The sequence below is a fragment of the Cellvibrio sp. BR genome (assembly GCF_000263355.1).
In the GTDB taxonomy this organism is placed as follows: Bacteria; Pseudomonadota; Gammaproteobacteria; order Pseudomonadales; family Cellvibrionaceae; genus Cellvibrio.
The window spans coordinates 73,093-85,849 of sequence record NZ_JH668207.1 but is presented as its reverse complement, the minus strand read 5'-3'; the positions used below and the strand labels follow the sequence as shown (position 1 = coordinate 85,849).

At 44.9% G+C, this 12,757-nt stretch carries 11 protein-coding genes; 7 read left to right on the top strand and 4 right to left on the bottom strand.

Going from position 1 to position 12,757, the window contains the following annotated elements; translation table 11 throughout:
• Positions 1 to 532 precede the first annotated feature (532 nt).
• The 5 genes from O59_RS19425 (at position 533) to O59_RS21885 (ending at position 3,649) form a co-directional block, all read left to right on the top strand.
• Entirely contained in the window at positions 533 to 1,096 is a 564-nt protein-coding gene (locus tag O59_RS19425; protein ID WP_007645806.1) for a hypothetical protein, read from the top strand.
• Positions 1,097 to 1,105: 9 nt separating this feature from the next.
• Complete coding sequence (locus O59_RS19420) at positions 1,106 to 1,417, top strand: hypothetical protein (protein ID WP_007645805.1); 312 nt, start codon at positions 1,106 to 1,108, stop codon at positions 1,415 to 1,417.
• 84 nt (positions 1,418 to 1,501) lie between these two features.
• Positions 1,502 to 1,933: a hypothetical protein gene (locus O59_RS19415; protein ID WP_007645804.1), complete on the top strand. Its 432-nt coding sequence runs from the start codon at positions 1,502 to 1,504 to the stop codon at positions 1,931 to 1,933.
• Positions 1,934 to 2,213: 280 nt separating this feature from the next.
• On the top strand, positions 2,214 to 3,020 hold the full coding sequence (locus tag O59_RS19410) for a type 1 glutamine amidotransferase domain-containing protein (RefSeq protein WP_007645802.1): 807 nt from the start codon (positions 2,214 to 2,216) through the stop codon (positions 3,018 to 3,020).
• 137 nt (positions 3,021 to 3,157) lie between these two features.
• A complete protein-coding gene (locus tag O59_RS21885) occupies positions 3,158 to 3,649 on the top strand; it encodes a hypothetical protein (protein ID WP_198284839.1) in 492 nt (163 codons plus the stop codon).
• 110 nt (positions 3,650 to 3,759) lie between these two features.
• Here O59_RS21885 and O59_RS19400 read toward each other — a convergent pair whose 3' ends face one another.
• Positions 3,760 to 4,461, bottom strand: coding sequence for a hypothetical protein (locus tag O59_RS19400; protein WP_007645799.1), 702 nt, complete (start codon positions 4,459 to 4,461; stop codon positions 3,760 to 3,762).
• Positions 4,461 to 6,047, bottom strand: a complete 1,587-nt coding sequence (locus O59_RS19395) for an alkaline phosphatase (RefSeq protein ID WP_007645798.1) — start codon at positions 6,045 to 6,047, stop codon at positions 4,461 to 4,463. The genes O59_RS19400 and O59_RS19395 overlap by 1 nt, the downstream gene beginning before the upstream one ends.
• Positions 6,048 to 6,219: 172 nt before the next feature.
• On the opposite strand from O59_RS19395, the gene O59_RS19390 reads away from it, so the two are divergent.
• Both O59_RS19390 and O59_RS19385 read left to right on the top strand, forming a co-directional pair.
• Positions 6,220 to 7,536: a lytic murein transglycosylase gene (locus O59_RS19390; RefSeq protein WP_232283120.1), complete on the top strand. Its 1,317-nt coding sequence runs from the start codon at positions 6,220 to 6,222 to the stop codon at positions 7,534 to 7,536.
• Between the two features lie 30 nt (positions 7,537 to 7,566).
• Positions 7,567 to 7,809: a Rho-binding antiterminator gene (locus O59_RS19385; protein ID WP_040393615.1), complete on the top strand. Its 243-nt coding sequence runs from the start codon at positions 7,567 to 7,569 to the stop codon at positions 7,807 to 7,809.
• Between the two features lie 98 nt (positions 7,810 to 7,907).
• Here O59_RS19385 and O59_RS19380 read toward each other — a convergent pair whose 3' ends face one another.
• Positions 7,908 to 9,629 (bottom strand): DUF5597 domain-containing protein, encoded by a 1,722-nt coding sequence (locus O59_RS19380; protein ID WP_007645794.1) that lies wholly within the window; start codon positions 9,627 to 9,629, stop codon positions 7,908 to 7,910.
• 152 nt (positions 9,630 to 9,781) lie between these two features.
• On the bottom strand, positions 9,782 to 12,736 hold the full coding sequence (locus tag O59_RS19375; protein ID WP_007645793.1) for a TonB-dependent receptor: 2,955 nt from the start codon (positions 12,734 to 12,736) through the stop codon (positions 9,782 to 9,784).
• Between the last annotated feature and the right edge of the window lie 21 nt (positions 12,737 to 12,757).

Genomic DNA, 12,757 nt, shown 5'->3' with positions numbered 1-12,757 from the left:
TTTCTCCTGCAAGTATTAGCCGGTAGGTTGGGCAGCCATGCCCAACAACCCTATTCAATCACAAAAATGTTGGGCATTACTGCCCAACCTACATAAACGCGAACTTCAGCTCTTGGCTGACTCCAGCTCCAATCGAATAAAAAAACAGAATGAAAAAATTTGAATTATGGCTTTATGTAATCGGGACGGTAGTTATTATTAAAGCCGCATTTCGACTTGGACTTGCGGACGGGTTTTGGATGATTTTAGCGGGAATAGGTTGCATATTTTTAGCTTATTATATTGGCAAGCATATTCGACGGTATTGATTGCAAACAACAAACTGGGTGCTATACCTGACCCACAAAAGAGTGCTGCTTTGCAGCTGGCAACGCACTTAACTCCTCCCGTTAAAACATCAAAAATTAAGCCGGGATATCCACCTAAAACAAAGTATGTGAATTGGTTTTAGCAAAATAAAGCAAAGGAGTTTAAGTTACGCTGCTGCAAAAGCAACATACCGCTGGAAAAATAGCACTGAAAAGGAAATGTTATGACTGTATATATAGGAGCAAGAGACCTTAATGGTCTGCCAGTTGGAACCCATCAGTTTATTGTAATCACTTTTAATTCCCCTCAAACAATCATTCTTGGTGGAAAAGCTGTTTCAGCGAGAACACTAGGCCCCAAAACTTACGGCATAGTAATTGGCGCACAGAATCGAGAATCACTCAACGTTGAAGCATTTGAAGTGGCTGATACATTAGCTGCTAGAGAATTTTTTGGCGGACTTGAAAAAAAGTGGTATGAGTCTGACTATGACGCGGAGCTACATATAGTTAGATTTAATGGAACGGCCATCTCCCCATACGGAGAGAAAAAGCTAATATCGCTAATCAATGCTTATATAACAAATCAAATCCTTGATCCCATTCAATACCCAACAGCGGGCGCAGGCTTTAATAGCAACAGCTGGGCACAATCAGCAATTAAATATGCTCGCGGAGCAGCACCTTCAAATATGCGTGGTTTGGACATTTTCCACCACCGCAGAATACCTGAAACATATTTTCTTCCCTATTGCCCATCAAAACCGCGCGTCAAGCTCAACCAGTAGGAGCTCATTATGAACTATAAAAAAACCCACCTCACTCCAATCATCTGGTTTTCCGTAGGATTAATACTTATCGTGGTTATTGATTTTTCATTAAGAAGTTACACCGGACACACCAACAACCTTGGGCTGCCAGAAGCCTTATGGTTTTCGCTTCATGGAGTTGTGGGCATTTTCGCTGCGCTGGTGTTTTGGAAAAATACGACACAAAAATCGATTTTAGTTAGGCTGATTTATTTTATTCCTTTGTTACTGGCTTTTATTATTATGTATACCTTAATTATTTACGGGTATGTTTTTGGTACGCATATTGATGGATTTTAAAGGAGGGGGTATCTTTAAAATTGCAGAGCCCATCAACACCAAACCAAGATAGTTCTGATTTCTTTAACTCGCTTGGAGGGTAAAATGAGTTTTGGAGTATTTTATAAAGTTGAAGATAAAATGCGATCAAATTTTGAGGGATGTGTTACAAAAAGTGATTGGTATGAGGCTTTGGATGGAATCAATATTCAAAATTATGAATCTTGTGATGCTGAAGAATCAATACCTGCTTGGGCCTTGGCGTTGAAAAATGAAGGGTCACCTGTGTGCATGTTATTTCAAGGTGAAATGAGAGCGCAGGAAAATGAATTCGACGATCCTGATGTTGTTTTTGTTAATAAAGAAATGGTCAATTCAGTCGTGAACGAAATTGAAAGAAAATCCAAGTCACATTACAAAGCACTACTTGATGATATTGATTGCTCGGCAGACTTTTGGCTTTTCGATTCAATGTTCGAGTTTTTAAAAGATGCTGCTCTGAATAATAAAGCTATTGTAGTTGTGTGGGGAAAATAGATACCCGCGTTCGCGGGTATGAGAACAAGAATAGCCCGTAGATTGGACATTACTGCCCAACCTACATAAACGCGAACTTCCGCTTTTTGGCCGAACACTGTAGTTTTTTGCGGGTCAACATCAAACACCAAAATAGATATGGGTTGAACGCGGATCAACAGCCATTTAAAAAAGTGATGCTCGGTGAATCCAAAGTGAACCTTGGGTGTGTCTAAGGCTAGTCGCAACTTGATAAGTTATTTTTTAAATCGGAATTTAAAGTAGCCAAAATGGGAAATATATGTTGCTAAAATTATTTATTACAGCTATCACTCTTTTATTCTCCTCGTTAGCTTTTTCTCAAACTGTTGTATCCAACATGCCAGCGCATGCAGGCAATGCAAAAAAAGTTCTCATCATTGCTTCAAACTTGACAGATATGGGAGACCCGGAGAAGCACGAGGCCAGAAACGATCTGTGGGAGTACGCACCGCCATACCATGTATTTGTTTCGCATGGTTACGACGTGGACTTTGCTTCTCCGCTGGGTGGCACCGTGCCGTTCATGAGAGACCCGTTGGGGATTAGCAGCTATACCATCAAATATGAGGGCTTTTTGAGTAAAGCCAATAACTCTTTAACGCCTAAGCAGGTGAATGCAAGTGAGTACTCTGCAGTGTTCATCGGCGGGGGTTACGGGAATGTTTTTGATGTGGCGTCTAATAAAGATTTGCTCGGCATCATAGCGAAGATCTACGAGAGTGGCGGAGTCATTGGAAGCGTTGGCCATGGGGCTGGCGCCTTTGCGAACGCGATGCTTTCCAGTGGTCAGCCTCTTGTAAAGGGTAAACGCATTGCAGGTTTCCCCAACTCAACAGAAAAAGAAAAGGACTGGGCAAAACAAGGGAGGCTACTGCCTTTTCTAGTTGAAGAGAGACTTAAAGAAAAAGGCGCGATCACCGTAAACAAAGACAATATTCCCGACAAGCATGATGTAATTATTGATGATCGTATTGTCTCGACGATGTTCCTGCCATCTGCTGCATTAGTGGCAAAAGAAATGCTTATCTTGCTTGAGAAAAACGAAAAACCTAGCAAATCAAACTAAGGGAAAAATCTTAACAAGCGGTGTGAAAAAAAACCGGCCAAATTACCTAACTCGTTAAATGTCTAGGCAGACGCTAACTTCCACTTTTGGCCCATTACCAACTTAAAAACGTATTCTTTTTTTGAAAAGCATGAAAAATGAAAAATTTTCTATTACTTTTTATTTCTTTAACTTTATCAGCCCATACGCTTGCAAATTGGAGCCGATATGCGCATGTAACGCCAAAAAGTGAAAACGCGTATGATTTGAATGTTTACGTTTCACCAACAAATGAAGAAAACACAACATACTTGATTCGGCTACCTGCCATTTCGTTTCCTTCAAAGCAAGCTTGGCTAATTGTGACTCCCAAACCAATATCGCCGAAAGAACAAAACCAAAGAACACGTTTTTGGGGTGACAACCTAAACACAAAGAATATTGAATCTATTATTCCGCTTAGACCAAATGGAATACCTATATTTTCGCAGGCAGATGAGCCGGATATAGAAAAATATTATGAGGTGATTATCCCAGCGCACGAAGCGGATCGTACTTACATCTATATTGACTTTCCCACCCCCGTATCTGACGGCGGATATTTTTATTCAATAGATATTGGTTCTTACGTGAAAGAGATCAAAAATTAAGTTGGGTTTGACTGTCCAACCTATCAATTTACTTCGAATAGTTTTATGGATACCCGCATTCGCGGGTATGACGGCAGACTAGCTTTCAGAGTTTTACTCCTCAGCCAAAATCAATGCAAATGCCCATGATGATCCAGCAGCTCATGCTGGATTTTCATTACAAACGGGTCGCGTTCCATATCGCCTAAGTCTGTGTATTCAATGGTGCGATAGTGAGTGATATCTGAAAAGGTAAATGGTGCTTGTTGGTTGACATAAAGCGTGCGGATTTCGGTTACGGTTTTTTGTTTACCCTGCTTAGCGATTACCCGCGCCGCGATGGAGAGTTGCGGTAGCCATAGCACTTCGTAAGTTATTCCTTCCACTTCGCCGGTATAAATCACACCTTGCCAACCGCGAAAATCTGCAGCGGGTTTGGTGCTGGTTGCGGCGTGCAAAATATCCGGGTTGATGGCGAGCTGTTGCCACTGCTGCTGAATGCCGAGCAAATTAATATCCACCGGTGAGTATTCAATGACTTGGCGATCCGCGTGAAAAACTTTGCTGTAAAACCATAAATCGTTACTGGTTTTAGTCCATAATTCGCTGGTATTAGTGGTGAGATAAATCCATTCCACGGTGCTGGCAGTGCGCACTATGCGTGCAGAATTTACGGTGGAATCATCGCCAGAAATAGTGGTTACAAATTCTGCCGCGAGTGGTGGCAGGTTTTGGGTATTTATTATCGGCACTGGTTCGCTTAGTTCATCGCCATGAAAGGTGCAACCAATGCCAAGCAGGCAACACAAAATTACCGCACAATAATTTTTCATTATTTAGCCTGTTTATTCAGACCGAGTGCGTCGGCCATGATGTGATAAATAATGTGTTGCTCTTGTACACCGCGAAATAAATGTGCGTTTGGCCCCAACGCGTAAATGCCGACATCTTCACCGCCATGAGTTTCCGAGGCGAGCGGCACGGTAGCTTCTTGCATATAGGCCGGGCTGGTGGTGTCCACGTCAGTTAAGTCAGGGCGTTTAGCCGTGCCTTTATAGGTGGCAGCAATTGCGCTTTCACTTTTGCCGTTAAATTCGCGACGCGTTTTTCCGCCGGTAAAACCGGGGCCATTGGCGTAACCGAGAGTGGTGTACGGCAAACCCATGGTGTCGGTTAACAATTCACCGCCTGCGCGCGTTTTACCTAAAATAGGATTACCGCGCTCAGGGTAACCTGCGATGGTGAAAGTGTGGCTGTGATCGGCGGTGACGATAATTAACGTGTCGCGTGGATCTGTTGCGGCCTGCGCTGCTTTTACTGCATCCGATAATGCAATCGCATCGGTCAGTGCGCGGTAGGCATTACCGGCGTGGTGTGCGTGATCTATGCGCCCTGCTTCCACCATTAAATAAAATCCGTTTTTATTTTGTTGCAATATCTGCAGTGTTTTGGTGGTCATCTCCGCGAGCGAGGGTTCACCGGCAATATCTTGCGCGCGATCTGCTTCGTAGCGCATATGCGAAGGTTCAAATAAGGCGAGTAAATGTTTGGTTTTTTTCGGGTCGATTTCATCCAATAATTTTTTATTCCACACATAGGTCGAGCGCGGATGTTTTGCCACCCACTCTTTATGTAAATTGCGCCCATCGCGGCGAATACCAGTGCGACCAGCGTATTCAGGGTCGGCTTCGGTGTGTGCATAAAATTGTTTGCGCCCTCCGCCCATCACGACTTCTATTCCATCGCCATGAGAAAACTCCAACAATTGTTGCGCAATATCTTTTACGGTTGCACCGTTTGGTAAATTTACATCTGCCTCCCATTCGCGGTCGGGCACATGGGCATAATTGGTGGCGGGCGTTGCGTGAGTCACGCGCGCGGTGGTGACAATGCCCGTCGCCAAGCCCTGCTCTTCCGCTTGCTGCAAAATACTTTTTACACTCGCGGCCGCAACCAGGGCGGCATTGCTTTCGGTGCGCGCCAAAGTTTGGTTTACCGCTATAGCGCCATCATTGGCTTTTATTCCCGTCATTAACGCGGTGGCGGTGGGTGCGGAATCCGATGTTTGTTGATTCGCGCTTGCCGTAACACTTAATGCAAAATAGGGAAATTTTTCAAACGCGAGGCGATTACTTTCGCCATCGCGTTGTTGCATTTGCCCCTCAAGAATTCGCGCGGCGGTTACGGTGGAAATGCCCATGCCATCGCCTACAAATAAAATGACATTTTTGGCTTTTGTGCCGACATAAGTATTTTGTTTTGCCGCGTGCAATGCAGCCTGACCGGATTCATACCAATAGGCTGGGGTATTAAATTCCGCCGCAGTTTTATTGCCAGCCGGTTGGGCGCACAACACGGGGGGTTTCACAGCCAGAGCAAGGGTTAATGCTGCAAGGGAAATACGGGTAAGGCTATTCATGAATTGCACCTAGGTGAGGGAGGATGCGCAGGAGCAGCGCCTGTGCCGCAACGATTGGGAAACTTATCGCGGATGCTATTGCCACAAGGTAGATGAGTCAATGACGTTTACCGACCAAAGCGCTTACAATAACGGCATTAAACCCCCGAATCCCCAAGGGAAGCCCCGGATTATGATGAATACCTTGCGTCACTTTTTAACCATTGCGTGCTGTAGCAGTTTACTTTCCTGTGCGCAGGCGCCCGCTCCCGCTGAGCAATCCGCTGTAACGCCCGCAGCGGCAATTAACAACAACCCCGCCACCGGCAGACAAGCGCTACAACCAGCAGCCCCCAAACCCGTAGCCGCGACAATGAGCGCCGCGGATTTTTCTGCCTGTATTAATCACTTTTCCAGCCTTGCCAAAACGCAGGGCATTTCTGCCAATACCATCAACAACAGTTTGGCCAAAGCAAACTTAAACCAACGCGTATTGGAATTGGATAAACAGCAACCGGAATTTACGACCACTTTTGCTGATTATTTTAATCGCCGTGTTACTGAGCAACGGGTAGCGCAAGGGCGCAGCTTGTGGGTTGAGCACCGCGCATTGCTTGAACGTGTTGAGCAAGAATACGGTGTGCCCGCGCCCTACTTGTTGGCATTTTGGGGGCTGGAAACTAATTACGGCAGTTTTTTTGGCAACATCAATGTGGTGGATTCACTCGCGACCCTGGCATGTGATACGCGCCGCAGTGAGTTTTTTACCATCGAATTAATAAATGCGCTGCGCATATTGGATGAAGGTTCAATTACGCCCGCGCAGATGGTCGGTTCATGGGCGGGTGCTATGGGCCACGTGCAATTTATGCCCTCGGCATTTTTAAAACACGCAGTGGATTACGATGGCGATAACAAACGCGATTTGTGGAAAAGCAAAGCGGATGCTATGGCATCCGGTGCAAACTTTTTGCGTAATCTCGGTTGGCAATCCAAGGCACGCTGGGGGCGCGAAGTTAAATTGCCAAAAGATTTTCCGTTTCTGGAAGCAGGTTTAAAAAATACTAAATCACTCAGCGAATGGCGCCAGCTGGGCGTAACTCGCGCTGACAATTCACCGCTACCTGCGGATGAGATGCAAGCCGCACTACTCGTTCCCGCTGGCCACCAAGGCCCGGCGTTTTTGGTGTATGACAATTTTAACGTGATTATGCGCTGGAACCGCTCGGAGTTTTACGCCATTGCCGTTGGCCAATTGGCCGATCAAATTGCGGGTGGCGGAAAGCTGCTGCAATCGCCACCGGAAAATGCACCGCGTTTACATCGCGACCAGGTAATCGCACTGCAAACACAACTCAATACCAAAGGCATTGATGCGGGCACACCCGACGGTATTTTTGGCCCCGGCACTCGCCGCGCACTGAGCGAATTCCAGCAGCAACAAGGTATGATCGCCGACGGTTTTCCAAACCGCGAAGTACTGAAATTGCTGGGAATAATGGTGAAATAAACACAAATATCTGTTGTAGGGTATATCAAAATGATCAGCTGCAACCAACACGATTACATAGAGATTGTTTGCATGTATCACTACCCGGTGCGCTTAGCCATGAAATCGGGCGCAGTTATTCAGGGTATAGCGCAAGACACGCAACGCAATGACAATCGCGATGAATGTATAAAAATTACCGCCGACGGCCACGAACACCTGATAGTGCTAAGCGAATTAATGCAGCTGGATGTGTGCGTAGAAAACCCGCATGTGAATAGCGTTGTTTTTTAAGCGATCCACTAAAGATCATTTAAATAAAAAAATACAAATAAAAACCCCATCCGTTTTGCAACGCTGGGGTTTTTATTTGCACGGTTTATTTATAGATTTTAATTAGTTGTATAAGCCGCCATTTTCACTTTTAACACTACCGGGCGGTCACTAAAATTTAAGCCCCAGTCAGTTTGGTCACCATTCCATACACGCGACAGTATCCATTTGCCGTTTTCGTAACGCCCCTCTTCTACGCGATCGATCATAAATTTTTTACTGGCAAGCTCTGTGGAAGGTTTAAATTCCACGCGCGCTTTATGTGCGGTTACCAAATATTCATTATCGCTTAATTGCACTACCAAGGCACCGCCAGCAGCGGGAGTATTACCTTCGGGTGGTGCGATCCAGAACATGGGGCGGCCGTAGGTCACTTCGATATCCCACAAGCCTCCATCTACTAATTGTGTGAGCGCAGCGGCTTTATCTTTTGCATGCTGTTCTTTTTCTGCCGGAGTTGCTTCGGCATTCCAGATTTTTTGTGTATCGCCTGTGGTATCCAATGGCTCAGCAAAACCCCAGCTATTATTTTCAAATAAGAGTTTTGCCCAGTCGCGCATCATGGGTTCAATCGCGCGATAGTGTTGCGCAAAATGTTCGATGGTTTCAGCGTTATATTCTTTGGCGCCCAAGGGGTAGTTAGTGTAGCCCGTATCATCCATACCAAAGGGTGAGAAGCCAATGCCGCCCAACCCGAGCGTAGAATAAAAATAGCGCGCGTAGGGTTGGTCGTTGCCAATTTCTGCCACAAACAATGCATTGTCCGGGCGAGCGTATAGCTCCAATACTTTACTCACGGTTTTGTGATCGCGGAAATAAATATCCGGGCCAATTAAATCAATCGCGGGCGCGGCGGCTTTCCAAATATGCAACACATTGTCGGTTGCACCACCACTGGAATATTGACCGGGCAAGCCGGGATTAAATGGGTTGCGCAATGCCACGTTCACATACATAGGCAGATTTTTTATCGCTTTACCCGCTTGGGCAATTTCATTGCAGTATTTAGCGATGTAATAGGCGTGAAAAAATTCATCGGCATCGTTACCAAACACCTGCATCCAGGTACCGCTTTTTAGTTTCAATTGTTGAATTAAGTCTGCCGGCACTTGCGCAGTGAAGTGTTGTTGCGCCAGCGCAGAAAAATCGCGCACTGATTGGTAGGTGCCAACTTCGTTCTGCACTTGCACCATAATCACGGTGTGATCTTTATCGATTTTTTTCAGGTGCTTCATCAACTCCACAAAGGCTTTTTTATCGGCTGCCAAGGTGTTTTTGCCAAGTGGAGAGAGGGAATTTAAGGTATCACCGTCTTGTTTCACTACACGGGGGAAGCGCTGGTTATCCAACTTCACCCAAGCTGGCGCGTAGTGCGGTGCATTATTTTTCCAGGTGGCAAACCACAGCAGCACCACTTTTACATCGCGCTCACGCGCTTGTTTAATTAATACATCCACATACGAAAAATCAAACGCACCTTCTGTTGGTTCAATCTGCTCCCAGGCCACCGGAATACTCAAGGTATTCGCGTGCATTTTTTCTACCGAAGGCCATACGTCTTTTAATGCATCCGGGTAATTGCTGGAGTTATTGGTTTGCGCACCCAACATTAAATAAGGTGCACCATCCACTAATAATGCATGACGGCCATTTTTACTCACCAGCTCGGGCAAGGGCGCGGCACAAAGCGGCAGCGCCACCAAGCATAAAATACTTGCACTCAAGTAGCGCAATAAACGCGAACAAAACAAATATGAACTAAAGAAAGTGGCGATTTGCATAAATCCTCTTGCGGTAATGCAGATGTGTTTATGGGAGGATGCGTTTTTCACGCTAAAGATCGGTGTAAGACTTGCGGAAAAAACAGAAAACTAAAAAGGCAAAAACAAAAAAACCTTGCCCCGGTTGGGGCAAGGTTTTTAACACGCGCTAATTAAAACTTGGCGCGGATACCAACTGCAAAACGAGCATCTTGTGCGTAGGAGTAGGCAATATGATCGCCAGCACCATTCTGCTCCATAATGCCAACAGTTTTCTCTTTCAGCAGATTAGTTGCTTCTGCGGTAACTGTATAGTTATCAAGGAAGGTGTAACTGATTGAAGCATCTAATTGACCGTAATCATCATTGTAGACTGGAATACGAGCCTTACCTTCCGCTCCAAAGTTGAAATCAGGATCAAATCCATTACCACCCCATGTAATCAGATACTTGCTTCTCCAAGAATAAGCCAAACGCGCAGAGAAACCATCTTTTTCATACATACCAATAAGGTTGTAAGAATTCTTCGATAGCTGATCAATTGGCATTTGCCCGAAGGGAGAACGGTCTGTATCAATTGGGCTAACTCCCTCAGCATTTGCAGGAATTTCCGCTTTACTATCAATGTAGGTATAACTCGCCTGAATACCTAAACCATCAAAGGGGGCCGGCAAGGCATCAAAGAACTTACTGACACCAATTTCAGCACCTTTAATATCACCAGAGCCAATATTTTTCAGCACTGTTGTATTGACAGGCACAACAACGCCATTTGGATTTGGCAACTGATAAACAACATTTTCTCTACGGAAAAAATCATCAACTTGCTTACTAAAAAATGCTGCGTGAGCCATCCCGCCGTTATCATCGAAATACCACTCAGCAGTAATGTCAAACTGATTTGCAGTCATCGGCGCCAAATCAGGATTGGTAAATTGATCTTGAGCAAACTCAACATCATCCAAACTTGTTACAGTTTGTACCCCTTCCTTATTACTGTTACCAATAACGCGTTTAGCTTGCAAATCAGAAAAGCTTGGTGCCCAAATTGCTTTGGAAGCAGCAAAACGAATAAACAAGTCATCGGTTGTTTGTATACGAAGATTTAAGCTTGGCAATACATAACTGCGACTATGTTTAGTCGTGTAAGGGTTAGTTTTTGAAGCGAAACCTACCCCAGGCGGAGCATCTAAGTTATTCCAACCTTCATAACCTTCAGCTTCGTTATCAATTTGAACTACACGAACACCAACATTACCATCTACCGGCATCGCCAAATCATCAAAGCCAAAATTAGCCATCATGTAAGCGGCAAAGTTGGTTTCACTTTGTTGATTACGATATTGAGGATCAGTTAGGCGATTCCACTCAGGATAAATAGAATCACAAATCCATGATTGATAAGGAGCACAGGTAGTTGCACGATCACCATTAATGGCATCTGTTGTAGCCCTGAAGTCTTTTACTGCAGCGCTGGAATACAAATATCCTGCTGCAGGAACAGCAACATCACCACGCTGGAAATCATCGAAGCTATACAGATTCAAATATTGTGACGCTTGCGCTTCAGTTACCTTAGGCAAAGTATTTTTATCATAGCCATTCCAGTCGAGCTGAGTAAACCAAGTGGCATAACGTGTATTCCAATCATACTCAGTGTTGATGTTATCCGCTTTTTTCTCGGAATATCTCACACCAGCTTTTACTGATTTAATTACTGCACCATCAAAATTATATTCAGCATCGAAACGACCTGTCTTAGCATCGGCATCGTTACGTTCGAAGTGCGTCATCTCTTGACCTAAACTGTAGTTGGCATAATTAGCCATGTATTCAGGATCAAGTAAAATAGATGGAGTTTTTGTACCTATACCATTCATATAGGCTTCTTCTGGAATAACTTTTAAACCTAGAGTGTAATCATTAATGGTCAACTCTGATTTTACATATTGCACATCGGCTGAGAATTTCCAGTAATCATCTGGACTCCACTTAATACCTGTTGAGTAATCAGTAGTAGTTGAAACATTATTTGCCCAACGAGTACTAGTACCGAAATCAAGTCCCCATTGTGCCGGATTATTAACAGTCACAGTACCCGATTCAAGGGCATTATTTTCGCTATACATCCAATCATTATCTGCCGTTGGAACCAACGCTTGATCGCCATTAGCACCTTCCAAGAAGAAAGCATTCTCATCATAAGTAGTATCGTGCTTACTTTGGAAAACAGTAAAGTAAAGTTCTGTTCTATCATTTGGCGCCCATTGCAAAGCGAGGTAACCACCTTGTCGAGTGCTTTCATAATCGTTACGACGCCAGTCCACCCCCTTGGAAACCCATACGTCTTGGCCGTTAATTTCACGCGGCAAATAAGCACGTGTGTAAACTTGATCCGAACGACTGGAAAGATCAGAAGTTGACGCATTCACTAAAATGCCGAACTCCCCTAAATCAGTTTCCCAGCGATTGCTATATAAACCAGAATATTCGCCGTTAGTTTCTTTTAATTGATCGCCATAGTTGGCTTTTGCAGAAACACTAACCATTTGACCATCGGAATCAAATGGCATACGGGTACGCAGGTTTACGGTGCCGCCCAAACCACCTTCGATCATATCGGCTGAAGGGCTTTTGTAAGTATCAACGGCATACATTAATTCCGCAGGGACATCCTCAAAGCTCAAGCCACGACCACTAGCCGCCGAAAACACATCACGTCCATTTAGCTCTGAACGAACTTGCGATAAACCACGGACAGCGACACCGCTCCCCTCTGCAGCAGGGTGCTCCGCGTCGTTATTGGTATAGCGGCCGACGGTTACACCGGGAACGCGCTGCAACGCTTCGGTAACACTGCGGTCTGGCAACTTACCAATATCTTCTGCAACAATTGAATCCACAATAGTGGATGAGTTTCGCTTGATGTCTTGCGCAGACTGAATACTTGCGCGCTGACCTGTTACTACAACCTCTTCCAAAGCATCTGCGCTATCTTGCGCAAACGAATAAGGTGCCACACCCATCGCGCCCACAACCAGAGATACGCTGGATGCAAGTTTGATATAAGCCGGCAATTGTTTTTTTAGGAATGTTTTTCCGAGGTTGTGCTTATTGTTAGTTGTCATGATTTTCTCCAGTTAATATTA